This is a genomic window from Arthrobacter sp. UM1, from assembly GCF_020483305.1.
Lineage (GTDB): Bacteria > Actinomycetota > Actinomycetes > Actinomycetales > Micrococcaceae > Falsarthrobacter.
This window is the reverse complement of sequence record NZ_JACWAB010000001.1, coordinates 99,384-123,987: the sequence shown is the minus strand read 5'-3', so window position 1 is coordinate 123,987 and position 24,604 is coordinate 99,384. Positions and strand designations below refer to the sequence as shown.

At 71.0% G+C, this 24,604-nt stretch carries 20 protein-coding genes and 2 tRNA genes; 13 read left to right on the top strand and 9 right to left on the bottom strand.

Annotation, left to right across the window (positions count from 1 at the left end; genetic code table 11):
* Positions 1–168: 168 nt before the first annotated feature.
* Together H9I38_RS00585 and H9I38_RS00580 are read left to right on the top strand one after the other, a co-directional pair.
* Positions 169–915, top strand: a complete 747-nt coding sequence (locus tag H9I38_RS00585; RefSeq protein WP_226336696.1) for an ABC transporter ATP-binding protein — start codon at positions 169–171, stop codon at positions 913–915.
* Positions 912–3,386 (top strand): FtsX-like permease family protein, encoded by a 2,475-nt coding sequence (locus H9I38_RS00580; protein WP_226336695.1) that lies wholly within the window; start codon positions 912–914, stop codon positions 3,384–3,386. The genes H9I38_RS00585 and H9I38_RS00580 overlap by 4 nt, the downstream gene beginning before the upstream one ends.
* Positions 3,387–3,486: 100 nt before the next feature.
* On the opposite strand, the gene metG is transcribed toward H9I38_RS00580, so the two are convergent.
* The 6 genes from metG to ilvD all read right to left on the bottom strand — a co-directional run bounded on the left by metG (position 3,487) and on the right by ilvD (position 12,363).
* Positions 3,487–5,049 (bottom strand): methionine--tRNA ligase, encoded by a 1,563-nt coding sequence (gene metG, locus H9I38_RS00575; RefSeq protein WP_226336694.1) that lies wholly within the window; start codon positions 5,047–5,049, stop codon positions 3,487–3,489.
* Between the two features lie 38 nt (positions 5,050–5,087).
* Positions 5,088–6,683 carry a phosphoglycerate dehydrogenase gene (gene serA / locus H9I38_RS00570; protein WP_226336693.1) on the bottom strand — a complete coding sequence of 532 codons (1,596 nt, stop codon included), beginning with the start codon at positions 6,681–6,683 and terminating at the stop codon, positions 5,088–5,090.
* A gap of 182 nt (positions 6,684–6,865) precedes the next feature.
* On the bottom strand, positions 6,866–7,891 hold the full coding sequence (gene ilvC, locus H9I38_RS00565) for a ketol-acid reductoisomerase (RefSeq protein WP_226336692.1): 1,026 nt from the start codon (positions 7,889–7,891) through the stop codon (positions 6,866–6,868).
* Between the two features lie 59 nt (positions 7,892–7,950).
* Positions 7,951–8,466, bottom strand: coding sequence for an acetolactate synthase small subunit (gene ilvN / locus H9I38_RS00560; RefSeq protein WP_226336691.1), 516 nt, complete (start codon positions 8,464–8,466; stop codon positions 7,951–7,953).
* Positions 8,467–10,284 (bottom strand): acetolactate synthase large subunit, encoded by a 1,818-nt coding sequence (locus H9I38_RS00555; protein ID WP_226336690.1) that lies wholly within the window; start codon positions 10,282–10,284, stop codon positions 8,467–8,469.
* 339 nt (positions 10,285–10,623) lie between these two features.
* Positions 10,624–12,363: a dihydroxy-acid dehydratase gene (gene ilvD / locus H9I38_RS00550; RefSeq protein ID WP_226336689.1), complete on the bottom strand. Its 1,740-nt coding sequence runs from the start codon at positions 12,361–12,363 to the stop codon at positions 10,624–10,626.
* 297 nt (positions 12,364–12,660) lie between these two features.
* On the opposite strand from ilvD, the gene H9I38_RS00545 reads away from it, so the two are divergent.
* The 6 genes from H9I38_RS00545 (at position 12,661) to H9I38_RS00520 (ending at position 17,402) form a co-directional block, all read left to right on the top strand.
* A complete protein-coding gene (locus tag H9I38_RS00545; RefSeq protein WP_226336688.1) occupies positions 12,661–13,125 on the top strand; it encodes a hypothetical protein in 465 nt (154 codons plus the stop codon).
* A gap of 123 nt (positions 13,126–13,248) precedes the next feature.
* A tRNA-Lys gene (locus H9I38_RS00540) sits at positions 13,249–13,321 on the top strand.
* A 108-nt stretch (positions 13,322–13,429) separates the two neighbouring features.
* Positions 13,430–13,909, top strand: coding sequence for a thioredoxin-dependent thiol peroxidase (gene bcp / locus H9I38_RS00535; RefSeq protein ID WP_226336687.1), 480 nt, complete (start codon positions 13,430–13,432; stop codon positions 13,907–13,909).
* A 55-nt stretch (positions 13,910–13,964) separates the two neighbouring features.
* A tRNA-Leu gene (locus tag H9I38_RS00530) sits at positions 13,965–14,046 on the top strand.
* A gap of 69 nt (positions 14,047–14,115) precedes the next feature.
* Complete coding sequence (locus H9I38_RS00525) at positions 14,116–15,795, top strand: ABC transporter substrate-binding protein (RefSeq protein ID WP_226336686.1); 1,680 nt, start codon at positions 14,116–14,118, stop codon at positions 15,793–15,795.
* Positions 15,796–15,914: 119 nt separating this feature from the next.
* Positions 15,915–17,402: a malate:quinone oxidoreductase gene (locus tag H9I38_RS00520; RefSeq protein ID WP_226336685.1), complete on the top strand. Its 1,488-nt coding sequence runs from the start codon at positions 15,915–15,917 to the stop codon at positions 17,400–17,402.
* Between the two features lie 89 nt (positions 17,403–17,491).
* Here the strand turns inward: H9I38_RS00520 and H9I38_RS00515 are convergent, their stop codons facing one another.
* Positions 17,492–18,385 (bottom strand): transglutaminase-like domain-containing protein, encoded by an 894-nt coding sequence (locus H9I38_RS00515; protein WP_226336684.1) that lies wholly within the window; start codon positions 18,383–18,385, stop codon positions 17,492–17,494.
* Between the two features lie 12 nt (positions 18,386–18,397).
* Positions 18,398–18,886: an Lrp/AsnC family transcriptional regulator gene (locus H9I38_RS00510; protein WP_226336683.1), complete on the bottom strand. Its 489-nt coding sequence runs from the start codon at positions 18,884–18,886 to the stop codon at positions 18,398–18,400.
* Positions 18,887–19,028: 142 nt separating this feature from the next.
* Between H9I38_RS00510 and H9I38_RS00505 the strand changes: the two genes are divergently transcribed.
* From H9I38_RS00505 to H9I38_RS00490, 4 genes are read left to right on the top strand one after another with little or no spacing between them, the layout of a single operon-like run.
* Complete coding sequence (locus H9I38_RS00505) at positions 19,029–20,045, top strand: thiamine pyrophosphate-dependent dehydrogenase E1 component subunit alpha (protein WP_226336682.1); 1,017 nt, start codon at positions 19,029–19,031, stop codon at positions 20,043–20,045.
* Positions 20,038–21,027, top strand: a complete 990-nt coding sequence (locus H9I38_RS00500; RefSeq protein ID WP_226336681.1) for an alpha-ketoacid dehydrogenase subunit beta — start codon at positions 20,038–20,040, stop codon at positions 21,025–21,027. Before H9I38_RS00505 ends, H9I38_RS00500 begins: the two co-directional genes overlap by 8 nt.
* Entirely contained in the window at positions 21,020–21,352 is a 333-nt protein-coding gene (locus tag H9I38_RS00495) for a biotin/lipoyl-containing protein (protein ID WP_226336680.1), read from the top strand. The genes H9I38_RS00500 and H9I38_RS00495 overlap by 8 nt, the downstream gene beginning before the upstream one ends.
* Before the next feature lie 2 nt (positions 21,353–21,354).
* The gene (locus H9I38_RS00490; RefSeq protein ID WP_226336679.1) at positions 21,355–22,086 is read left to right on the top strand and encodes an alpha/beta fold hydrolase; all 732 of its coding nucleotides are present in this window, start codon (positions 21,355–21,357) and stop codon (positions 22,084–22,086) included.
* A gap of 118 nt (positions 22,087–22,204) precedes the next feature.
* Here H9I38_RS00490 and H9I38_RS00485 read toward each other — a convergent pair whose 3' ends face one another.
* Positions 22,205–23,557, bottom strand: a complete 1,353-nt coding sequence (locus H9I38_RS00485) for an MFS transporter (protein WP_226336678.1) — start codon at positions 23,555–23,557, stop codon at positions 22,205–22,207.
* 265 nt (positions 23,558–23,822) lie between these two features.
* Here H9I38_RS00485 and H9I38_RS00480 point away from each other — a divergent pair, with 265 nt between their 5' ends.
* Positions 23,823–24,548 (top strand): IclR family transcriptional regulator, encoded by a 726-nt coding sequence (locus tag H9I38_RS00480; RefSeq protein WP_226336677.1) that lies wholly within the window; start codon positions 23,823–23,825, stop codon positions 24,546–24,548.
* The last annotated feature ends 56 nt before the right edge of the window (positions 24,549–24,604 follow it).

Below are 24,604 nucleotides of genomic sequence, written 5' to 3'. Positions count from 1 at the left end.
CCGACGGAGCGCAGAGGCCTCCGTCTCCGAGACGAGGGGCGGTCATCCTCCGGGATGACCGCCCCTCGTCCGCGTTCATTCCGGGGCCCGATGTGCGGCAGCCCGGGGATCCATAGGCTCGAAGAGCCGCGGAGGAAAGCCCCGCGGATCCCCTCCGGAAGGAACAGCATGCCCGCCTCTCCCGCCGCTCCGCGAGCGCCCCGCCGCGGCGGCTCCCCGCAGCACTCTCCGGCCTCACCGCCCTGGACCGGCCCCGCGCTCGCAGCGCGCGATCTGACCAAGGCCTACGGCCGGGGCGAGGCGCGCGTCACCGCGCTCGACCGCGTCAGCCTCGAGATCCCCTCGGGGACGTTCACGGCGGTCATGGGCCCCTCGGGCTCCGGCAAGTCGACCCTCCTGCACTGCCTCGCAGGGCTGGACGCCGCGGACAGCGGCTCGATCCTCGTGGCCGGAACCGAGATCGTCGGCCTCTCGGACGACGCCCTCACGGCCCTGCGCCGGGACCGGCTCGGGTTCGTCTTCCAGTCCTTCAACCTCGTGCCCACGCTGACCGCCGCGGAGAACATCGCCCTCCCCTTCAGCCTCGCCGGCCGCGCCGTGCCGCGGGGCCGCCTCGAGGCCCTCGCCGAGCGCCTCGGCATCGCGGAGCGGCTCGGCCACCGCCCGGGCGAGCTCTCCGGAGGCCAGCAGCAGCGCGCGGCCATCGCCCGGGCCCTCCTCGGCTCCCCGGACGTCGTCTTCGCCGACGAGCCCACAGGGGCACTCGACTCGGCCTCCAGCCGTGCCGTGCTCGGGCTCTTGCGCCAGATCGTGGACGAGGACGGCCGGACCCTCGTCATGGTCACCCACGACGACGCCGCCGCCTCGGTCGCGGACCGCGTCATCCGGATGCGGGACGGAAGGATCGAGCTGTGAGGCCGCTGCTGCGCGCGAGCGTCCGCGCCAACGCCCGGCGCTGGGGGCCGCTCGCCGTCGTCATCGCCCTCTCGGTGGCGTTCTTCACCGTCTCGTTCGGCGTCGGCGATCTGATCGTGAGCAGCGGCGTCGTCAAGAGCGCCGAGGAGACCCGAGGGGCCGACACGGTGGTGAGCGGGCACATGACGGACGAGGCGGCCGCGGCCCTCGAGAAGAAGGCCGCCGCCGCGGGCGGCCAGGCGCTCGTGCTCCGCTCTGAGCAGCTCACGCTGCAGACCGAGAAGGCGGACCGCACCGTGACGGCCGCCGAGGCACGGCCGGAGGCCTTCGGTCGCCAGAGCGTCTCGTCGGGCCGCCTCCCCGAGGGCCCTCGGGAGATCGCCCTCGACGAGGACTCCCTGTCCGCGCTCGGCCTGCGGGTCGGCGACTCGGTCCAGGCTCACGTCGCGGATCCGTCCGCGGACGGCCGCGAGGGGCCGGAGCCGGCGCCCCGCTCGCTCCGGGTCGTGGGTTCGACCGCCTCCGAGGGGGTCTTCGGGACGGGCGTCGTGGCCGAGGGGTCCGTCCCCGCCTCGCAGCCGCTCTGGCCGAGCACGCTCGTGCTCGTCCGAGGCGCGGGGCTCGGGGAGGCGGACGTCCCGGCCGGCCTGACGGCCGAGTCGCGCTCCGACTACCTCGACGCCCAGCGGGCCAGCCAGAAGGGGCGCTCGAGCACGCTTCCGTTCCTCCTCTTCGCCGTCATCGCGCTCCTCGTGGCGGTCATGGTCATCGCGACGAGCATGTCCGTCCTCACGGCCCGCCGCACGCGGGAGCTCGCTCTCCTGCGTCTCGTCGGCGCCACGCAGGGCGCGTCCGTCCGGGCTCTGCTCGCCGAGGCCGTTCTGCTCGGCGCGGTCTCGGGCTCCGTCGGCGTGCTGCTGGGGCTCGGCGCCGTCCGCCTCGTGCCTCTCGCCGTTCCTCCCCTCGCGGGCGTGCCTTTCGAGCCGACGGCCGTCACGGTCCTAGCCCCCTGGGCGATCGGGATCGGCGCCGCTGTGCTCGGCGCGCTCCCCGCGGCTCGCCTGGTCCGCCGCGTGCGCCCCCTCCAGGCGGTCACCGCAGACGAGTCCTCCGTGACCGCCCCGCTCGGGCGGACGCGATTCCCCGCGGTGAGCACGGCCGTGTTCGCTCTCTCCACGGCGGCCATGGTCTTCTTCTCTCTCCGCCACTCCCTCGTGTTCGGCCTTCTTCTCGGCGTGCTCTCCGCCGTCGCGCTGCTCGTCGCGTTCCGAGGCGTCGCCGCGCGGCTCGCCGCCCTCGTGCCCGCCGCCGTCCGGCGCTCGCCGAGCGCCAGGATGGCCCGCGGGAACATCGTAGCGAACCCGAGCCGCTCCGCCTCCACCGCGGCGGCGCTGCTCATCGGAGTCACGCTCGTCACGATGCTGTTCACCGGCGTCTCCACGGCGCGGAGCACCACGATGGCGGGGCTCGCGCACGACGAGCCCTTCGACCTCGCCGTGAGCGTGCGCTCCGCCCGTCCGGACGCCCTCGCCCGCGTTCGCGCGATCGACGGCGTCCAGAGCGCCGGCTGGCTCCTGCCCGTGTGGGAGCGTCCCACGGGCCAGGGGAACGCCACGGCCGGTGACGGCGCGGGGCGGCCGGCCGACCCGCAGGGCTCGGTCCTCTACGCCCTCCCCGCCGGGGACCCCGGGCAGGTCGCCCGCGGCGACATCGCAGGGCTCGAGGACAACCGCGTCTACGGCGTCTCCTCCGTGAGCGGGACGGGACGCGATCTCCCGACGACGATCGGCTCGGGGCCGTCCGCAGTCCGCCTCGGGGAGCCGGTCACGGTGAGCAACACGCGGCTCCTCGTCGTCAACCACCGCACGGGCGAGCGGATCTCCGCCGCGGCGGGCCGGCCTGCCGCCGCACAGCCGGTTCTCGCCATCCGTCTCAAGGACTCCGTCCAGGACGACGAGGTGGACGCCATCCGGGCGAAGACGGCCACCGCTCTCGGCGTGCCGCGCGTCGCGGTGGACGGGGGCTTCGCCCTCCGCACGACGATGGAGAAGGGCATCAGCGTCCTCGTGACGGTGGCCCTCGCCCTGCTCGGCATGTCGATCCTCATCGCCCTCATCGGCGTGAGCAACACCCTGGGCATGTCGCAGCGGGAGCGGACCCGGGAGAGCTCGCTGCTCCGGGCGCTCGGCATGCGGCGCTCCGGGGTGGCGCGGATCGTGACCTGGGAGTCGCTCGGTCTCACCGCCGCCGCCCTGGCCGTGGCCCTCCCCCTGGGCGTGGTCTACGGGTGGGCCGGAGCCGAGGCCGCGATTCCGGCGGCCCGCTCTGCCGGTCCGTCCGCTCCGGTCCTCGACTGGGGAGCCCTGGGCGCCACCGTGGGGCTCGCCTTCGCCGTCGCGCTCCTCGCGAGCCTCGTCCCGGCCGCCCGGGCCGGGCGGGTCACCCCGACGCAGGGACTCGCCGCCGCATGACCCTCGGCTGGCGGCCTGCAGCCGACAGCGAGAAGGGCGCCCCGCTCGAGCGAGCGGGGCGCCCTTCGCCGTGCGTGCACGGGCGGCGGCGCCGCGGAGGCTATGCCTCCTCCGGCTCCTCGTGGCGGGGGAAGATCGGCTGCGGCTTCGGCAGCGGATGGCCGGGGGCGATCTCCCGGCTCCACGCCTCGAGCAGACGGGCGTCCTCGGACTCCTGGCCGAGGGCGTCGAGGAGGCGGCCCGCGGAGACCGGCATGACGGCCTGCGCGAGGAGCGCGACCTTCCGGAGCACCTCGAGCGTCACGTAGAGGACCGTCTCCATGCGGGCGGGGTCCGTCTTGCGCAGGACCCAGGGGGCCTGCTCGGCGAAGTAGGCGTTGGCGTCCCCGAGCACGGTCCACGTCGCCTCGAGCGCGCGGTGGAACTCCTGCCGGTCATAGGCGGCGCGGCTCGTCTCGAGGAGCGAGTCCGCCGCGGCGAGGATGCGCTGGTCCTCGGGGGTCAGCTCCCCCGGCGTCGGCACGGCCGCCCCGCAGTTCTTGGCGACCATCGAGAGCGAGCGCTGTGCGAGGTTGCCCAGGTTGTTCGCGAGGTCCGAGTTCTTGCGGGCCACGAGCGCCTCGTGGCTGTAGCTGCCGTCCGAGCCGTACGGCACCTCGCGCAGGAGGAAGTAGCGCACGGCGTCGAGTCCGTACCGCGCGACCCACTCGTCCGGGGCCACCGTGTTGCCGAGCGACTTGGACATCTTGACGCCGTTGTTGTGCAGGAAGCCGTGGATGACGACCCGCTTGGGCAGCTCGATCCCCGCGCTCATGAGGAACGCCGGCCAGAAGATGCAGTGGAAGCGGGAGATGTCCTTGCCGATGACGTGCAGGTCAGCCGGCCAGTACTTCCGGAAGGACTCGGACTCGACGTCCGGGAAGCCGACGCTCGTCATGTAGTTGGTCAGCGCGTCCACCCACACGTACATGACGTGCTTCGGATCGCCCGGCACGGGGACGCCCCAGTCGAAGGACGTGCGGGAGATGGAGAGGTCGTTGAGACCGCCCTCCACGAAGCGGATGACCTCGTTGAAGCGCGAGCGCGGGCCGCCGAAGTCCGGGTTGGCCTTGTAGAACTCGAGCAGCGGCTCCGCGTACTTCGAGAGGCGGAAGAAGTAGCTCTCCTCCTCCGTCCACGTCACGGGCGTGTCCGTGGCGGTGGCGTAGCGGACGCCGTCCTCGCGGACCTCCGTCTCGTCCTCCGCCCAGTACTGCTCGTCCCGCACCGAGTACCAGCCGGCGTACGAGTCGAGGTAGATGTCCCCGGCCTCGTCCATCCGGCGCCAGATCTCCTGGGCGGCCCGGTAGTGGTCCTCGTCCGTGGTGCGGATGAAGCGGTCGTAGGACGTCGCCAGAGTCTCGTCATGCATCGTCTTGAACACGGCCGAGTTGCGGTCCGCGAGCTCCCGGGCCGTGAGCCCGAGCTTCTGCGCGGTCTGCTCCATCTTCTGGCCGTGCTCGTCCGTGCCGGTCATGAAGAAGACGTCGTAGCCGTCGAGCCGCTTGAACCGGGCCATCGCGTCCGCCGAGATGTACTCGTACGCGTGGCCGATGTGCGGGTCCCCGTTGGGGTACGCGATGGCCGTGGTCAGGTAGTAGGCAGGCTTCACTGGGTCAGTCACCCCTCCATCGTAGCGGCGCAGGGCCGCCCCCTCCCCGGTCAGTCCTCGAGGTTCGCCTCGCGGAAGAGGTCCATCTCGACGGCGCTGCGCAGCTCCTCGTGCAGGGGCTCCGGCACGGCGGAGCTCACCGCGAGCACCGCGAGGGCCCGGTCCCCCTCCCGGCTGCGGCCCACCTGCATGCCGTCGATGTTGATGCCGTTCTCCCCGAGGATGCGGCCGAAGGCCCCGATGACGCCCGGACGGTCCTCGTACTGCATGACGAGGAGGTGCTCGCTCAGCCCGATCTCGAGATCGTGGCCGTTGACGCCGACGAGCTTCTGGAGCTGCTTCGGCCCCGTGAGCGTGCCGCGCACGGAGCAGCGCGTCCCGTCCTGGAGGGTTCCGCGGACCGTGATCGTGTTGCGGTAGTCCTCGCTCTGCGCCGTCGTCGTCAGGCGGACGTCGATGCCGCGGCCCTCGGCGATGACCGGGGCGTTGACGTAGCTGACGTGCTCCGAGACGACGTCCCGGAAGATGCCCTTGAGCGCGGAGAGCTCGAGGACCTTGACGTCCTTGTCGTGCAGCTCGCCGGCCACCTCGACGTCGATCTGCGCCACCTGCCCGCTCGCGAGCGCCGTGAAGAGGCGGCCGAGGCGCTCGGCCAGGTCGATCCCCGGTCGCACGTCCTCGTGGATGACGCCGCCGGCCACGTTGACCGCGTCCGGGACGAGCTCGCCCGCGAGCGCGAGGCGCACCGACTTCGCGACGGCGACGCCCGCCTTCTCCTGCGCCTCCGCCGTGGAGGCGCCGAGGTGCGGGGTGACGACGACGCGCGGGTGCGAGAAGAACGGGAGGTCGGTGCTCGGCTCCTGGGCGAAGACGTCGATGCCCGCGCCCGCGATCTCGCCGGCCTCGAGGGCCTCGGCCAGGGCGGACTCGTCCACGAGGCCGCCGCGCGCGACGTTGACGACGAACGCGCTCGGCTTCATGCGCTTGAACTGCTCGGCGCCCAGCATGCCCACGGTCTCCGGAGTCTTCGGCATGTGGATGGTGACGAAGTCCGCCTGCTCCAGCAGCTCGTCCAGCTCGGCCAGCTGCACGTCGAGCTGGCCGGCGCGCGCCGCCGTCACATACGGGTCGTAGGCCACCACCTTCATGCCGAAGGCCTGCATGCGCGCCGCCACGAGCGCGCCGATGCGGCCGAGGCCGATGACGCCGAGCGTCTTCTCGTACAGCTCGGTTCCGGTGTACGCCGAGCGCTTCCACTCGCCGCCCGTGAGCGAGCGGTGGGCGGCGGGGATGCGGCGGGCCAGGCTGAGGATGTGGCCGCAGGTGAGCTCCGCGGCGGAGACGATGTTGGACGTGGGGGCGTTGACCACCATGACGCCGTGCTCGGTGGCCGCCTTGACGTCCACGTTGTCGAGCCCCACGCCCGCGCGGGCCACGATCTTGAGGCGGGAGGCCGCTTCGAGGGCCTCTGCGTCGATCTGGGTGGCGGAGCGGATGAGCACCGCGTCGACGTCGGCGATGTCGCGGAGCAGGGCCTCGCGGTCCGCGCCGTTCGTCGAACGGATCTCGAAGTCGGGGCCGAGGGCCTCGACGGTGGCGGGGCTGAGCTCCTCGGCGAGGAGGACGGTGGGCTTGGGGTCTGTCACAGCGGTGTTCCTTCGGTGCGTGGTCGTCAGCGGTGCGTCGGGGTCTCGGAAGGCGCGGCCCGGGAGACCGGGCGGGCGATGGCGGGAAGGCTCTGAAGCGGCAGGGGCCGCCGCAGCGCTCGGCAGGAGGCTGCGGCGACCCCGTTGTCGCTAAGTCGTCGGGCCGGGACGCGGCCCGGACGTCAGCGGGCGACGCTGCCCTCGTTGTAGTCGTCGTCCGCCTTGAGCCAGGCGAAGAGGCCGCGGAGCTCGCGGCCGGTCGACTCGATCGGGTGCGACTCGCCCTTCTTGCGGAGCTCCATGAACTCGGTGCGGCCGTTGTCCTGGTCGTCGATGAACCGCTTGGCGAACGTGCCGTCCTGGATGTCCTTGAGGACGGCCTTCATGTTCTCCTTCACGTGCGGGTCGATGACGCGCGGGCCGGAGACGTAGTCGCCGTACTCGGCGGTGTCGGAGACGGACCAGCGCTGCTTGGCGATGCCGCCCTCGATCATGAGGTCCACGATGAGCTTGAGCTCGTGGAGGACCTCGAAGTAGGCGATCTCCGGCTTGTAGCCGGCCTCGGTCAGGGTCTCGAAGCCGTACTGGACGAGCTGGGAGACGCCGCCGCAGAGCACGGCCTGCTCGCCGAAGAGGTCCGTCTCGGTCTCCTCCGTGAACGTCGTCTCGATGACGCCGGCGCGGGTGCCGCCGATCGCCTTCGCGTAGGCGAGGGCGAGGTCCTTCGCGTGCCCGGACTCGTCCTTCTCGACGGCGATGAGCGCCGGCACGCCGCGGCCGGCCTCGAACTCACGGCGCACCGTGTGGCCCGGGCCCTTCGGGGCGACCATGGCCACGTCCACGCCCTGCGGGGCCTCGATGTAGCCGAAGCGGATGTTGAAGCCGTGCGCGAAGAAGATCGCGTTGCCCGGCTTGAGGTTCTTCTCGATCGACTCCGCGTAGACCGTCCGCTGGACCTGGTCCGGCGTGAGGATCATGACCACGTCGGACTCGGCGACGGCGTCCGCCACCGAGAGGACCCGCAGGCCCTCCGCCTCGGCCTTGGCCTTGGACTTCGAGCCCTCGGCGAGGCCGATCCGGACGTCGACGCCGGAGTCGCGGAGGTTGAGGGCGTGGGCGTGGCCCTGCGAGCCGTAGCCGATGATGGCGACCTTCTTGCCCTGGATCAGGCTCAGGTCCGCGTCGTCGTCGTAGAACATCTCAGTCATGGTTCCTCCGGTGTCGGGGTTGGGTTCGTGGGTTCTGGTCCGGCGGCCGAGGCGGGGCCTCAGCGCTTCTCGGACTTGGTCTTGTCTGCCATCGCCTTGGGCCCGCGGGAGATGGCGAGCATGCCCGACTGGACGTACTCGCGCACCCCGAAGGGCTCGAGGATCCCGAGGAGCGCGTTGAGCTTCTCGGGGGTGCCGGTGGCCTCGATGGTCAACGAGTCCGGAGCCACGTCCACGATGTGCCCGCGGAAGAGCTCGGCGGCCTGCGTCACCTGGATGCGGTTGACGGCGTCGGCCTTGACCTTGATCATCATGTGATCGCGCTGCACCGAGTTCTCCGGCTGCAGCTCCACGATCTTGATCACGTTGACGAGCTTGTTGAGCTGCTTCGTGACCTGCTCGAGCGCCTTGTCGTCCGCATCGACGACCACGGTGATGCGGGACTGGCCGGGCACCTGGGTGGGGCCCACGGCGAGCGAGTGGATGTTGAAGGCGCGCCGCGCGAAGAGCGACGACACCCGAGTCAGGACGCCCGGGACGTCCTCGACCGCCACAGACAGCGTGTGCTTGGCCATTTAGACGTCCTCCTCTTGCTCCCACACCGGCGTGTGGTCACGGGCGATCTGGATCTGGTCGTTGGAGACGCCCGCCGGGACCATGGGCCACACCATGGAGTCCGGGCTGACGACGAAGTCGACGACGACGGGGCGGTCGTTGATCTCGAGGGCCTTCTTGATCGTCTCGTCGATGTCCTCGGCCTTCTCGCACCGCAGGCCGACGCAGCCGTAGGCCTCGGCGAGCTTGACGAAATCCGGGACGCGCTGGGTCCCGTGGCCGGTGTTGAGGTGCGTGTGCGAGTAGCGCTCGTTGTAGAAGAGCTTCTGCCACTGCCGCACCATGCCGAGCGACGAGTTGTTGACGATGGCCACCTTGATGGGGATCTGGTTGATGACGCAGGTGGCGAGCTCCTGGTTGGTCATCTGGAAGCAGCCGTCGCCGTCGATCGCCCAGACCACGCGGTCCGGGCTGCCCACCTTGGCGCCCATGGCGGCCGGGACGGCGTAGCCCATGGTGCCGAGGCCCGCGGAGTTGAGCCACTGGTGCGGGCGCTCGTACTCGATGAACTGGGCCGCCCACATCTGGTGCTGCCCCACGCCCGCCACGTAGACCGCCTCGGGGCCGGACAGCGCGCCGATGCGCTCGATGACGCGCTGGGCCTCGGTCAGCCCGTCCGTGGACTCCGTGTAGCCGAGCGGGAACTGGGCCTTGAGGCCCTGCACCGCGGCGAGCCACGGCCCGTAGTTGGGCTTCTCCTTGAGCTTGGCCGCCTCCTTGGAGAGTCCCGCGAGGGCCGACTTCGCATCGGCCACGATCGGCACGTCCGCGTGGCGGTTCTTGGAGATCTCCGCCGGGTCGACGTCGATGTGGATGACCTTCGCCTTGGGCGCGAACGTGGAGAGGACGCCCGTCACGCGGTCGTCGAACCGGGCGCCGACGGCGAGGAGCACGTCCGCCTCCTGGAGGGCGAGCACCGCGGAGACGCTGCCGTGCATGCCCGGCATGCCGAGGTGCAGAGGGTCCGAGTCGGGGAACGAGCCGCGCGCCGTCAGGGTGGTGACCACCGGGATGCTGAGCGAGCGGACGAGCTCCGCCAGCTCCTGCGAGGCGTGGGACTTGATGACGCCCCCGCCCACGTAGGCCACGGGCTTGCTCGAGGCGGCGAGGAGGGCCATGGCCTCCTTGACCTGCTTGTGGTTCGCGTGGACCACGGGCTTGTAGCCGGGGACGTCCACCTCCGGCGGCCAGGTGAAGTCCATGAGGGACTGCTGCGCGTCCTTGGTGATGTCCACGAGGACCGGGCCCGGCCGGCCCGTCGCGGCGATGTGGTACGCCTCCGCGATGACGCGCGGGATGTCCTCCGCGCGGCTCACGATGTAGGAGTGCTTGGTCACGGGCATCGTGATGCCCACGATGTCCGCCTCCTGGAAGGCGTCGCTGCCGATGAAGCTGGAGAACACCTGGCCCGTGATGGCGAGGAGCGGAACCGAGTCCATGTGGGCGTCCGCGATGGCCGTGACGAGGTTCGTGGCGCCCGGGCCGGAGGTGGCGAGACAGACGCCCACCTTGCCGGTGACCATGGCGTAGCCCTGGGCCGCGTGGCCCGCGCCCTGCTCGTGGCGGACGAGGACGTGGTTGAGCCGCTCGGAGTCCATGAGCGGGTCGTAGGTGGGGAGAATCGCTCCCCCGGGGAGGCCGAAGATGTCCGTGACGCCGAGGAGCTCGAGGGACCGGATGATCGCTTCGGATCCCGTCATGCGCTCGGGCTTCGGCTGGGGCTGCTGCGCGGCGCCCTGGCCGGAGCGTGCGGCCGGGGCGGCCTGGTGCTCACTCATGTGCTGTCGCTTTCCTCGGTTCGACGTGTCTGTGTCGGCTGCTCCGCCGGCCCCGCATGAAGCGAGACGCCGGCCTAACAAAAAAAGCCCTCACACCTCATTGCGGCGTAGCGGGCTTTGACGGTCGCTCCACGTGTCCGGAGGACCGCTCTGGGCGGATCCTGTTCTCCCGGGCTCGTGCGCGACCGTCTAAATGACGGAGACGAGAATGCTGTTCGGTCTCATGGCTTCAATAGTGCTCGATGCGAGGTGAATCACCAAAACGGGGCCCCCACGTCTCACATGGTGAGCACATGGGGGCCCCGCGGGACCGCCTGGCGAGACGGGCCCTCTGGAAGGTCAGCCGCAGTACGCGCCGTCGCTCGCGGAGTGGACCAGCTTGGCGTACTTGGCCAGCACGCCCGAGGTGTACCGGGCGGGGAGCGGCTCGAAGCGCTCGCGGCGGCGCTGGAGCTCGTCCTCGTCCACGAGGAGGTCCAGCGTGCGCGCGGCGATGTCCACGCGGATCCGGTCCCCGTCCTCGACGAGGCCGATGGGGCCGCCGTCGGACGCCTCCGGCGCGATGTGCCCGATGCAGAGGCCCGTGGTGCCGCCGGAGAAGCGGCCGTCCGTGAGGAGCAGGACGTCCTTGCCGAGCCCGGCGCCCTTGATGGCGCCGGTGATCGCGAGCATCTCGCGCATGCCCGGCCCGCCCTTGGGGCCCTCGTAGCGGATGACGACGACGTCCCCCGGCTCGATGCCGCCGCTGCCGAGGGCGTCGAGCGCCCCCTGCTCGCGCTCGAAGACGCGGGCGCGGCCCTCGAAGGACTCCGCGTCGAAGCCCGCCGACTTCACCACGGCGCCCTCGGGCGCGAGGGACCCCGTGAGGACGGTGATGCCGCCCGTGGCGTGGATCGGGTTGTCCATGGCCCGGAGGATCTTGCCGTCCACGTCCGGCGGGTTGATGGCCTCGAGGTTCTCGGCCACCGTCTTGCCCGTCACGGTGAGCGCGTCCCCGTGGACGAGGCCCGCGTCGAGGAGGGCGCGCATGACCACCGGGACGCCGCCCACCTGGTCCACGTCCGTCATGACGTACTGGCCGAACGGCTTGAGGTCGCCGAGGTGCGGGACCTTGTCCCCGATCCGGTTGAAGTCCTCCAGCTGGAGGTCCACCCCGGCCTCGCGGGCGATCGCGAGGAGGTGGAGCACGGCGTTCGTCGAGCCGCCGAACGCCATGGTCACGGCGATCGCGTTCTCGAAGGCCTTCTTGGTCAGGATGTCCCGGGCGCGGATGCCCTTGCGCAGGAGGTTGACCACGGCCTCGCCCGACTTGTGGGCGAAGACGTCGCGGCGGCGGTCCGCCGAGGGGGGCGCGGCGGAGCCCGGCAGGGACATGCCGAGGGCCTCGCCGATGGCCGCCATGGTGTTCGCGGTGTACATGCCGCCGCAGGCGCCCTCGCCCGGGCAGATGGCGCGCTCGATGCGGCCGAGGTCCCCCTCGCTCATGCGCCCCGTCTTGCAGGCGCCCACGGCCTCGAAGGCGTCGATGAGCGTCACCTGCTTCTCGCTGCCGTCCTCGAGCTTGACCCAGCCGGGCATGATCGAGCCGGCGTAGAGGAAGACCGAGGCGAGGTTGAGGCGCGCCGCGGCCATGAGCATGCCGGGGAGGGACTTGTCGCAGCCCGCGAGGAGCACCGAGCCGTCGAGGCGCTCGGCCTCCATGACCGTCTCCACCGAGTCCGCGATGACCTCGCGGGAGACGAGGGAGAAGTGCATGCCCTCGTGGCCCATGGAGATGCCGTCCGAGACGGAGATGGTCCCGAACTGCAACGGGTATCCGCCGCTCGCATGGACGCCCTCCTTGGCGCCCTGGGCCAGCCGGTTGAGCGAGAGGTTGCACGGAGTGATCTCGTTCCACGAGCTCGCGATGCCGATCTGGGGCTTCACCCAGTCGTCGTCCCCCATGCCGACGGCGCGGAGCATGCCGCGCGAGGGCGCCGAGTCGACGCCGTCGGTCACCGCGCGGGAGCGGGGCTTGATGTCTGACTCCTCCGGGGCCGCGGCCCCGGAGCTGTTCTGGCTCGGGTTCGGTGCACTCATGCGGCCAGTCTAGAACCGGCGCCCGCCGGGGCGCGCCGCGACCCGGACCGCGGGACCACATGGCGAGACCGCTCGCCAACCTGGCGCGAGCCGGGCGTGAGAAGGGAGCGAGGGGACGCGGCCTCCGGATGCGCCCTGGGAGCACCCCTGGCCAGGACAGGCTCCGTCGCGTAGGCTGTCCAGTTCCGCGCCGGTTGCACCCGTCTCATTCGTGACCGGATTGTCACCTCGGTTCGGGCCAACCCCCAGGTTGCCCCCGTAGTGTGAGCGGAGTCTCATTCCCACACCGAGAGTCCCATGTCTCCAGAACTGTCAGTCTCCCCGGACGCGCGCGCCAAGGCCCTGCTCCGGAGCAACTTCGACGCCCGCGTCTTCAACTTCGGCGACTACAACATCCTGGTCGGCCGAGGCCTCGGCGCGTGCGACGGGCGCGACTACCTCATCGGCTACCGCCCCGTCCCCCGCGAGATCCTCGTCTGCCCGTACGTCCCCGGCCTCTCCGAGGACGAGGAGCAGCCGGCGATCCTTCAGATCGCCGAGACGGACGTGACCCATGTCGTCGCGGATGTCGCCGGAGCCTCTGTGGGGATCATCACAACACGGGGCGAGACGGTGGAGTTCCGGGTCGACGACGTGGTCCCGGTGCACGACGACGGCCCCGAGCTCGCCCTCCAGCAGTCCGACGACGTGGCCGACTTCCTTGATTTCATGCGGATCTTCGAGGCAGACGTGCGCCAGGCCCAGCTGGACCCCGCGCTCTGACGCCATCCCGCCCTGCGAGGACACGGCGCTCAGCCTCCCGATTTGGCGTTGCCGCTGAACTCGCGTAGAGTAGTTCTTCGTTGCGAGGGCAATGGACCGAAGGGTTCGAGCCTCACAGCGAATGCGCCTCTAGCTCAACTGGCAGAGCAATTGACTCTTAATCAATGGGTTCCGGGTTCGAGTCCCGGGGGGCGCACGGCCAGCAGAACAAGGGCTCCGCGAGAAGGCGGGGCCCTTTTCTCATGCCCTTCTCCTCGGCACGGATCCCGTGCCTCGCGCCGCCCTGCGCCAGTACAGTGGCACCATGAGCACTGCAGCACGACTCGAGCCCGGACAGACCGCCCCCGACTTCACGGCCACGGACCAGGACGGCTCGTCCGTCTCCCTCTCCGGCCTCCGGGGCCAGCGGGTCCTCCTCTACTTCTACCCGCAGGCGGCCACCCCCGGGTGCACCACGCAGGCGTGCGACTTCCGGGACGACCTCCGCTCCTTCGCCTCCGCAGGGATCACGGTCCTCGGCATGTCTCCGGACGCGCCCGCCAAGAACAAGGCCTTCGCGGAGAAGGAGGGGCTCACGTTCCCGCTCCTCTCCGACGAGGACCACAGCGTCGCCGAGTCCTACGGCGCGTGGGGCGAGAAGAAGAACTACGGGAAGACCTACGAGGGGCTCATCCGCTCCACGTTCGTCATCGACGCCGAGGGCCGCATCGAGAAGGCGCTCTACAACGTCAAGGCCACGGGACACGTCGCCCGGCTGCGCCGAGAGCTCGGGATCGACTCGTAATCCCTCTCTACAGCCCGCGGAGTGCCGCGGGCTGTCATGTATTCTGATTGCTCGCGCGCGAGTGGCGGAACAGGCAGACGCGCTGGATTTAGGTTCCAGTGCCTTCGGGCGTGGGGGTTCAAGTCCCCCCTCGCGCACCCTGCGCCGCCGCCCCGGCGCCTGACGGGCGGCCCGCGCTGCCGTCGTCGTCGGAACGAGGAGACACTGTGACCGAGACCCCCGCGCCGCGCCGTTCGACGGAGCGCGCCGGGAGCCCCGTCTCCCGCCGAAGGGCCCTCGGTCTCGCCGCGCTGGCCGCCTCGGCCCCCGCCCTCGCGGGATGCGCACCCAAGGTGGAGCCGCCCTCGAGCGGCGCGCGCCTCGTGGAGCGGCGCCTCCGCTTCGGCCTTCCCGCCCCCGTCTTCACGCTGGACCCGGCGGTGGCGGACGACATCGAGTCGCAGCGCGTCATCCGCCAGTGCGTGCAGACGCTCATCGGGACGGACCCGGCCACGGGCGCCTCGGCGCCCCGGCTCGCCACCTCCTACCGCCTGCTCGACGGCGGCACGTCCGTGGAGCTCCGGCTGCGCTCCGGCGTCGAGTTCCACGACGGCAGCAGGCTCACGGCCGCCGCCGTCCGGGACACCTTCGAGCGCCTGTACCACCTGCCGCGGGAGGTCTACACGGCGCACCCGTCCAACGACTTCCGCTCCCTCTTCCGGGCCCACGCCGGCGAGGCGCGCAGCTCCCTGTATGTGGGATGCGACATCCTCGCGGAGGACGTCGTCGTCCTCAAGACGACGGAGCGAATCGCGGGACTGGTCCCCGCGCTCTCGCAGATCGGGTTCGGGATCCTCTCCCCCGCCCAGACCAAGGCGAGGCGCGCGGAGGGCGCCGGACTCAAGACCGCGCCGCAGGACTTCACCCCCTCCGGCACCGGACCGTTCGCCGTGTCCCGTGTCTCGGAGAAGGGCGTCTCGCTGACCCGTTTCCAGAAGAACCAGAGCACGCCGATCGCCGCCACCGGGATCGACTTCTCGGTGCACCCGGACGAGTGGGAGCGGCTCTCGGCCCTCATGTCGGGAAAGATCGACGCGTTCGACCTCGTCACCCCGCGGATGGCCGCGACGCTCGCCCGCAACGCCCAGCACCTGCAGACCCGGGACCCCTACTCGCTCCTCTACCTCGGCATGAACGCCGCGCACCCGGCCCTCAAGAGCAGGCAGGTGCGGCAGCTCGTGGCGCAGATCGTCACCAAGCAGCAGCTCGTCTCCTCTCAGTTCCTCAGCGGCACCAAGATCGCGGAGAGCTTCTTCCCTCCCCGCCTCGGGGTGAACAACAAGCTCTTCACCGATCCCGAAGTCCCTCTCACGCAGTCCGACGCCCAGGACGCCCTGCACAAGGCGGGCTACCGGGGCGAGGAGGTGGAGTTCGTCTACCCGACGGGCTCGCCCCGCATCTACCTTCCCTACCCGGAGAAGGCCTACGCCATCGTGGCCCGGCAGCTGCAGGCCGCCGGCATCAACATCAAGCCGGTGCCCATCCCCTGGTCCGAGGGCTTCACGACGCAGATGCTCCGCCGGCGCTCGCGCGGATTCCATCTCATGGGGCTGAACGGCGGGTTCCTCGACCCCGGGTACTTCGTCAACGCGCTCTTCATGAACGCCCGGGAGGAGTTCGGCCTCGACAGCCCCGAGCTCACCTCGAGGCTCTCCGCCGCACTGGCCATCGCGGACCCTGACGACCGCCTGGCGGCCTACGAGAAGATCGGGAACCTCATCGCGCACGCGGTCCCCGCTGTGCCGCTCGTCGTCCCCGTCTCCGCGCTGGCCTCGGCGCCGGACGTCAACGGGCTGCCCGCCTCTCCGGTGCTGGACGAGGTCTTCAGCGGCGTCCGGTTCTCCTGACCCGCGGGCGCCTGCGCCTCGCCCGCTCCGAGCGCCTCGCGGCGTTTCACCTGCCCGCCGCCTCGCGAGTAGGCTGAGGCGTGAATCGAAGACGAATCACCCCCTGGTAAGGATTTGAGTTGAGCGCTGACCACTCCACGGAAAAGAACGTAGACGTCCTCCTGATCGGGGCCGGCATCATGAGCGCCACGCTCGGCACGATGCTCCAGGAGGTGGACCCCTCGCTCTCGATCGCCCTCGTGGAGCGCGAGTCCTCCGCAGGCACGGAGTCCTCCGATCCCTGGAACAACGCCGGCACCGGCCACGCCGCCCTCTGCGAGCTGAACTACGCCCCGCAGAACGCGGACGGCACGGTGGACCCCTCCAAGGCGATCAAGATCAACGAGCAGTTCCACGTCTCGCGTCAGTTCTGGACGTACCTCGTCAACTCGGGCCGGCTCACGGATCCGAACTCCTTCATCAACGCGCTCCCCCACATGAGCTTCGTCTGGGGAGACGCCCACGCGGACTACCTGCGCGCCCGCTACGAGGCGTTCCGGACGCAGCCGCTCTTCCACGAGATGGAGCACACGGAGGACCCGGAGGTCATCCGCGAGTGGGCCCCGCTGCTCATCGAGGGACGCGAACCGGGGCAGCGCCTCGCCGCCTCCCGCTTCCCCCACGGCACGGACGTGGACTTCGGCTCGCTGACCCGCAAGCTCGTCGCCACCCTGGACCGCGCCGGAGCGGACATCGCTTACGGCACGGAGGTCACCGACCTCACGAAGAACTCGGACGGCACCTGGACCGCGGATCTCAAGGACCGCTCCTCCGGGGAGAAGTCCCGGGTGCGCACGCGGTTCGTGTTCGTCGGCGCCGGCGGCGGCGCCCTGCACCTGCTGCAGAAGTCCGGCATCCCGGAGGGCAAGGGCTTCGCCGGCTTCCCGATCTCCGGCAAGTTCCTCCGCTGCACGGACGAGTCCGTCATCAGCCAGCACCGCGCCAAGGTCTACGGCCAGGCCCAGGTGGGCGCCCCGCCCATGTCCGTCCCGCACCTCGACACGCGCTTCGTCAACGGCAAGCGCGCCCTCATGTTCGGGCCGTACGCCGGCTTCTCCACGAAGTTCCTCAAGAAGGGCACGTACTTCGACCTGCCCCTCTCGCTGCGCCCGAACAACATCGTCCCGATGCTCGCCGTGGCCAAGGACAACATGGACCTGACCAAGTACCTCGTGACGGAGCTGGCCAAGTCCCGCGAGTCCAAGAACGCCTCCCTCCGGGACTTCGCGCCGAGTGCGCGCGGCGACCAGTGGGAGCTCATCACCGCCGGCCAGCGCGTCCAGGTCATCAAGAAGGACCCGAAGAAGCGCGGCATCCTGCAGTTCGGCACCGAGCTCATCACGTCCGCGGACGGCTCGCTCGGCGCCCTGCTCGGCGCCTCGCCGGGCGCGTCCACTGCGGCTCCCATCATGGTGGAGCTCCTCAAGCGGGCGTTCGCCGCCAAGTACGAGGACTACGAGCCGAAGCTCCGCGAGATGATCCCGAGCCTCGGCCGGGACCTCAACAGCGATCCGCGCCTGCTCGCGGAGGTCGAGGAGCAGACCTCGAAGGCCCTCAACCTGGGCTGACTCAGCCTCCCCGCACAGCGAAGGCCCCGCCCGCGTCCTCCACGGAACGCGGGCGGGGCCTTCTCGCGTGCTGCGCGGGCCCTCGCCTCCTAGGCGTCCGCCCCGGACTCTCCGGCGTCGGCCGCCGCGCCGTCGCCGTCGCCCTCCCCCTCGAGCTCCGCGCTCACGGTGAGGGACTTCAGGGTGAGGGAGCCGCCGATCGTGGAGAGGAACGCGGTGTCCGCGGCGTCCCGGCCGGTGGCGATGCGCAGGAGGGTGTCGGAGTCCGCGAGGCGCGTGGCGTCCACCACGCGCCAGCGGCCGTCCACGAGCGCCTCGGCGACGAGGTGGAAGTCCATGGGGCGCAGGCCCGGCGCGTACACGCTCGCCACGCGGGCCGGGATGTTCCGCGAGCGCAGGAACGAGACGACGAGGTGGGCGAAGTCCCGGCAGACGCCCCGGCGGGCGAGGTAGGTGTCGCGGGCGTCGTCGGTGAAGCGCGAGCTGCCGGAGACGTAGGCGATCTGTCGGTTGACCCACTCGCCGACGGCGTCGACGAGCTTCTGCGGGTCGTCGGCCGGGTAGTCGGAGGCCGGGAGCTCCGCGAAGCTCGAGGGCAGGAGGACGTCCGAGGGGGCGTACCGGCTGGGGCGCACGGCGCGGATCTCCTCCTCGGGGTCCACGCGCGGGTCGCCGTCGCGGAAGAGGAAGCCGTGCTCGGCGCGGGCCGAGTACGTGAGGCTGAGCGTTCCGCCCTGCTCGGTCTCGATGCGGTGGAGGAGGCCGCCGTTCTCGGCGCGGACCTCGAGGGGCTCGAGCGGCTCGCCGTCGAGGGTGACGGCGAGGCTCTCCTCGAGGATCCGGGCGTGCCCGCGCGCCAAGGCGACGGAGGCCACGGTGACCGTGCCGGGGGCCAGCTCGCACTCCATCCGCGCTGAGACGGAGGCGACGGCGGGCGCGGGGGCGTCCTGAGCTGCTGTCGTGTCCTTCGGTGATTCAGTCACCTACATACGGTCTCACGATTCGGCGGCCTCGGCGCCGCCCGTCCCGATGAGCCCCTCGGCCCGCTGCTCGAAGAGCGACTCGAGCACGATGACGCTCGAGGCGCGCTGCACGTCCCCCGACTCCGCCAGCCGGTCCAGGACGCGCTGGAGGTCCGGGTTGCTCCGGGCGACGACGACGGCGAGCAGGTCCGCGTCCCCCGTCACCGTGTGCAGCTCGAGGATCTCGGGGACGGCGTGGAGCTCGCGGGCCACGGCGCTGTGCCCCCGCTTCTGGTTGATGGTGAGGGAGACGAAGGCCTTGACCCCGTAGCCGAGCGCCGCAGGGTCGATGCGCGGCCCCCAGCCGGCGATGACGCCGTTGCGGGAGAGCCGGTCCAGGCGTGCCTGGACCGTTCCCCGGGCGACCTTGAGGAGCCGGGAGGCCTCGAGGACGCTCTGGCGGGGGTTCTCGGTGAAGAGGCGGATGAGACGGTCGTCGAGGTGGTCCACAGTGCGTGCCATGCGGCAAGTCTAGCCCCTGAGAGCTGAAAAAGTGAGCATTCTGCACACTCTTTTCAGGATAAAACAGGGCATTCATGACAATCTGACCGGGATTGACTCACCACTTTGCATACGCGCTCGGAGGATCACTACGGTGACCTCCATGACAGTTGTGACTCCGAGCACACAGCACCTCGACCGCGAGAGCGCGCTCGAGGTGCTGGGCCTCATCCTGAAGTCCCGGGCCCTCGAGGAGGGCGCCATCCGGTGGCAGCGGCAGGGGCTCATCCCCGGCTACGCCCCGTGTCTCGGCCAGGAGGCCGCCCAGATCGGCATCGGCTGGTCCATGGGCCCGCAGGACCGGGCGTTCCCCACCTACCGCGAGGCTGGGGTGGCGCTCGCCCTCGGCGTCGACATGCCCGCCTACATGGCCACCCACCAGGGGCTCTGGCACGGCGGCCTCTACGACTCCGGGAGGACTCGGCTGGCCCCCTTCCAGGCCGTCGTCGCCGGCTCCTGCCTCCACGCCGTCGGCTGGGCGCTCGGCCAGCGGATGAACGGCGAGGACTCCGTGGCCGTCGCCTTCCTCGGGGACGGCGCGTCCTCCCAGGGCGACGTCCACGAGGCCATGAACTTCGCGGCCACGATGGGCGCGCCCGTGGTCTTCTACGTCCAGAACAACGGCTGGGCCATCTCGACGCCGACGGCGAAGCAGGTGGCCGGCGGGTTCGTGAGCGAGCGCGCGGCCGGCTACGGGATGAGCGCATACCGGGCGGACGGGAACGACGTCGAGGCCGTCATCACCGCCTCCCGGGCGGCGCTCGACGAGGCGCGTGAGTCGCAGCGGCCCGTCGTCGTCGAGGTCATGACCTACCGGCGCGGACCGCACTCGACCTCGGACGATCCCGGACGGTACCGCTCGCTCCAGCAGGAGTACGAGCAGGGCGCGGTGGACCCCGTGGACGTCGCGACGCAGCAGGCGCTCGCCGCCGGCGTGGAGCAGGCCGAGGCGGACCGGCTCGCCGAGGAGGCCCGCGCGTGGGTCGAGGACCTGCGGGAGAAGACCGTCAACGCGCCCCACCGCCCCGGGGACGAGATCTTCGACTTCGTCTTCCAGGAGCCCACCGAGACCCTCACGGCCCAGAAGGCCGCATGGCAGGAGGAGACCGACCGTGACTGAGACCCTCTCCCTCCAGAAGGCCGTCAACCGCGCGCTCCACGAGACGATGGCGGAGGACCCGAGGTCGATCGTCCTCGGCGAGGACGTCGGCGTGCTCGGCGGCGTCTTCCGCGTGACCGACGGGCTCGCAGCCGAGTTCGGCGAGGAGCGAGTGCGGGACACCCCGCTCGCCGAGTCCGGGATCGTGGGACTCTCCGTGGGCCTCGCGATGGCCGGCTGGCACCCCATTCCCGAGATCCAGTTCGACGGCTTCAGCTACCCCGCCGTCAACCAGATCGTCACTCAGCTCGCCCGCATGAACTACCGCTCCCGCGGAGCGTTCCCCATGCCGGTAACGCTCCGCATCCCGAGCTTCGGCGGGATCAACGCGCCGGAGATGCACTCCGAGTCCCTCGAGGCGCTCTTCGCGCACACGCCGGGCCTCAAGGTGGTCTCCCCCTCGACGCCCCACGAGGCCTACCACCTTCTCAAGGCCGTGACCGGCGCGAACGCCAAGGACCCCGTGGTCTTCATGGAGCCCAAGTCCCGCTACTGGAACAAGGGCGAGGTGGACCTCGAGAACCCCGGCGACCTGACCGGCGCCCGCGTGGCCCGCGAGGGACGGCACGTCACGCTCATCTCCTGGGGCGCGCAGGTCTCCACCTGCCTCGAGGTGGCGGAGCTCGCCGCCGAGGACGGGATCGAGGCCGAGGTGCTCGACCTCCGGTGGCTCAAGCCCATCGACGCGGACGCGATCGCCCGCTCGGTCGGCAAGACGCGGCGCGCCGTCGTCGTGCACGAGGCCCCGCAGACCGCGGGCCTCGGCGCGGAGATCGCGGCGCTCGCCTCGCAGTCCTGCTTCGACACCCTCAAGGCGCCCGTCGAGCGCGTCACAGGGTTCGACGTCCCCTACCCGGCAGGCGACCTCGAGGAGGAGTACCTGCCCAACATCGACCGCATCCTCTTTGGAATCCAGCGAACATTGGAGTACCGCCGTGGCTGAACTCTCTTTCCCCCTCCCCGACCTGGGCGAAGGCCTCATCGAGGCGACGATCCTCGAATGGCTCGTCTCCGTGGGCGACCAGGTCGAGCGCAACCAGCCGATCGTCGAGGTCGAGACGACGAAGTCCGCCCTTGAGCTGCCCTCCCCGCAGGCCGGCGTCGTCGCGCGCCTCGGCGGCGAGGACGGGGACGTCATCAAGGTCGGCGAGGAGCTCATCGCCTTCACCGTCGCGGACGAGCAGGCCGGGATCATCGGCGTCGTCCCTGAGGAGAAGAAGAAGAAGAAGCGCCGCGTGCGCCTCAACGCGAACCTGGACGAGGACTGACGATGGCGCTCACCGCAGCAGCCCGCCTCGTCGCCGGCCGGCGCCCCTCGCCGGAGGGCGACCCCGGGCGGGACGTCTGGCTCGTCCACGGCCTCGGGTCCACCGGGCGGGGGACCTTCGACGGCAGCGGCTGGCTCCGCGCCCTCGAGCCCTTCGTCAACAGCGGCGACGCGCCGGCACGCGTGTGGCTCGTCGAGCTCCCGGGGCATCCCGACGCCGAGGAGGCCGCCGCCGATCCCGACGCCGTCACGGCCACGGCGCCCTGGATCGGGGACGCGCTGCGCGAGCTCATCGAAGAGCACTCCGCGCCCCGCGCCGCCTCGGCGGACGAGCCCTGGCGGCGCGCCGTCATCGGCTACTCCTTCGGCGGACGGCTGGCGTGGGAGGCGGCCGACGTCGTCGACCGCGTGGTCATCGGCGGCCTGCCGCGCACCGACCCTGCGCACGACGAGCGGCACCAGGTCCTCGCGGCCGCGGGCCTCAACCCCGCCGAGAACCCGCGCCTCGCCGCGCTGCTCGACGCGATCACGGCCCGCCCTTTCGCCGGGGCCAACCCGCCCAGGATGCCGACGCTCATCGCGTACGGCGAGAAGGACGAGATCGCGCAGGACGCCCACGCGCTCGTCGAGCTCGTGCCGGGCGCCGAGGAGCTCGTCATCCCGGGGCGGAACCACATGAACGCCGTGTCCTCGCGGAAGTTCAAGGACGCGGCGCTCGCACTGCTGGAGAGCTGAGTCCCCCGAGCACGCGAAAGGGCCCCGCCGGAACCGATCCGGCGGGGCCCTTCCCGCTTGCCCGCGGCCCGCGCTCAGCGCGGCGGGACGCTCACGCGCTCAGGGTGCGAGGTGCCGCTCAGCGGACCTGCTCCCCCGAGGCTCCCTTGACGTAGTGGTGATCGGCGGCGTCGATCGAGAGATCCCGCCCCTTCGTCTCGCCGGCCCAGAGGAGGCCGAGCACGGAGATGACGCAGAGGACGATGATGTAGACGCCGATGGACACGGACGAGTGCGTGCCGACGAACAGCGCCTCGGAGATCATCGGGGCGAAAGCGCCGCCGAAGATCGCGCCGATGGCGTAGCCGATCGAGATGCCCGAGTAGCGGATGCGCGCGGGGAACATCTCCGCGTACATCGCCGACTGCGGGCCGTAGGAGAGGCCGAGTCCCGCGGAGAGCACCACGAGGGCCAGGAGGTAGAGCCCTAGGCTCTTCGTCTCCACGAGGAGGAAGCACGGGATGATCCAGACCGCCACGATGGCGTAGCCGAGGAGGAACGTCCTCACACGGCCCAGGCGGTCCGAGAGGCTGCCGCCCACGAGCGTGAAGACGAGCCAGGAGAACGAGGCGAGCGCCGTCATCCCGATGACGGGCGAGGGCTCCATCTTGAGGACCTTGGTGGCGTAGCTGATGAAGTACGCGATGACGAGGTACCCGGCGGCGTTGTTGGCGATGAAGATGAGAGCGGACTGCGCCACCGGCTTGAAGTGGTGCTTGAGCAGCTCGGTGAGCGGGGCGCTGGACTCGGCCCGGCGCTCGGAGAGCTCCTTGAAGACCGGGGAATCCTCCACACGGCGGCGGATGAGGTATCCCACGAGGATGAGCAGGATCGAGAGAACGAACGGGATCCTCCAGCCCCAGCTCGCGAAGTCCGCCGGGGAGATCGAGGTGCGCAGGCCGAAGAGAAGGCCCGTGGCGAGGATCATGCCGAGCGGGACGCCGATCTGCGGGTAGGCGCCGAACAGGCCGCGCTTGCCCGTGGGGGCGTGCTCCACGGCCATGAGCGCCGCGCCACCCCACTCGCCGCCGGCGGAGAAGCCCTGGACGATCCGCAGGAGGATGAGCAGCACGGGAGCGATCACCCCGGCCTGGGCGTAGGTGGGCAGGAAGCCGATGCCCGCCGTCGCCACGCCCATGAGGATGAGGGTGGCGACGAGCGTGGGCTTGCGGCCGATCCGGTCGCCGACACGGCCGGCGATGATGGCGCCGAGCGGGCGGAACAGGAAGCTGATGCCCACCAGTGCGAACGCCAGGATGCCCGCGAGGGCCGGGTTGCTCGCCTCGAGCGGCTTGAGGAAGAGCGCCGCGAGGAGTGTTGCGGAGAGCTGAGCGAAGATGAAGAAGTCGTACCACTCGATCGTGGTGCCGACGAGCGTTCCCGCGAGGACCTTGCGCTCTTCGCGGGAGACGGGTGCGGTGGTGGAGGTCATGACGGCCTTCCCGGGGTTGTGGGGTCACGGCCCATGGGGTCTGCGGGCCGGTCCGGCTTCAGAAGGGACTGTCCCACTCGCCGGCCGGCGGTGATGACGGATATTTTCTGAAATCGGAAGTGAGGTTCCCCACATCGTATACGAAGTGTGAGACTCCGCACAGAGTGCGACTCCTCCGTGTCCGAGGAGCGGGACGCGGGCTGGGCAGGGACGGGGCGGGGGCGCAACGCGGGCGGAACGGGCAGGTGTCTGAGAGGATCGGAGCGTGCACACCCCAGCCGACGAGACCCCCTCTGTGCCCTCGCAGACCCTGAGCCGCGGCCTGCGCGTCCTCGAGGTCATCGCGCTTTCCCCGCGCGGCGCCACCGTCAACGAGGTGGTCTCGCGCCTCGGCGTCCACCGCTCGGTGGTCTACCGCATGGTCAAGACCCTGGAGGCCCACGGGCTGGTCCGGGCCGACGAGGAAGGCCGGTATCGGGCCGACCACGGGCTGGCCGCACTGGCGCAGGGCGTGGAGTCCGGGCTGCGGCGCTTCGCCGTGCCGGCTCTGCACCGCCTCAGCGCGGAGACGGGGGCGACGGCGTTCCTCGTGGTCGCAGAAGGATCCGAGTGCATCACCCTGGAGTCCGTCGAGGCGGTGGCCGCCGGAGCGGCACTGGCCCAGCGCCCGGGCACCCGCCACGGACTGGACCACGGCGCACCCGGTCTCGCGATCATGTCCGGCCTCTCCCCCGCCGAATGGGCCGAGTTCCGGCCGGAGACGCCCTACCGCCCCGAGGCGGACGAGGCGCGCCGCCGCGGCTACGCCGTCTCCCACGACGAGGTGATCGACGGCCTCGGCTCCTGTGCCGCGCCGATCCCGCTGGGCCAGGGGCTTCCGGCCGCGATCGCCACCGTCTACCTGTCCACCCGGGACCTCACGGAACAGCATGCGTCGGCCGTCCGGGACGCCGCTCGGGACGTCGCCCGTCGGCTGGAGGCCGACGCATGAGCGGGGCGGCTGGAGCTCGTGGCATGAGCGGCTCGGCTGGAGCGCGTGGCATGGGC

Excerpts from the sequence above, each read along its gene's own strand:
- H9I38_RS00585 (WP_226336696.1), top strand. The coding sequence starts at position 169 with ATGCCCGCCTCTCCCGCCGCTCCGCGAGCGCCCCGCCGCGGCGGCTCC.
- ilvC (WP_226336692.1), bottom strand. The coding sequence starts at position 7,891 with ATGACTGAGATGTTCTACGACGACGACGCGGACCTGAGCCTGATCCAG.
- ilvN (WP_226336691.1), bottom strand. The coding sequence starts at position 8,466 with ATGGCCAAGCACACGCTGTCTGTGGCGGTCGAGGACGTCCCGGGCGTC.
- H9I38_RS00555 (WP_226336690.1), bottom strand. The coding sequence starts at position 10,284 with ATGAGTGAGCACCAGGCCGCCCCGGCCGCACGCTCCGGCCAGGGCGCC.
- ilvD (WP_226336689.1), bottom strand. The coding sequence starts at position 12,363 with ATGAGTGCACCGAACCCGAGCCAGAACAGCTCCGGGGCCGCGGCCCCG.
- H9I38_RS00545 (WP_226336688.1), top strand. The coding sequence starts at position 12,661 with ATGTCTCCAGAACTGTCAGTCTCCCCGGACGCGCGCGCCAAGGCCCTG.
- bcp (WP_226336687.1), top strand. The coding sequence starts at position 13,430 with ATGAGCACTGCAGCACGACTCGAGCCCGGACAGACCGCCCCCGACTTC.
- H9I38_RS00510 (WP_226336683.1), bottom strand. The coding sequence starts at position 18,886 with ATGGCACGCACTGTGGACCACCTCGACGACCGTCTCATCCGCCTCTTC.
- H9I38_RS00505 (WP_226336682.1), top strand. The coding sequence starts at position 19,029 with ATGACAGTTGTGACTCCGAGCACACAGCACCTCGACCGCGAGAGCGCG.
- H9I38_RS00490 (WP_226336679.1), top strand. The coding sequence starts at position 21,355 with ATGGCGCTCACCGCAGCAGCCCGCCTCGTCGCCGGCCGGCGCCCCTCG.
- H9I38_RS00485 (WP_226336678.1), bottom strand. The coding sequence starts at position 23,557 with ATGACCTCCACCACCGCACCCGTCTCCCGCGAAGAGCGCAAGGTCCTC.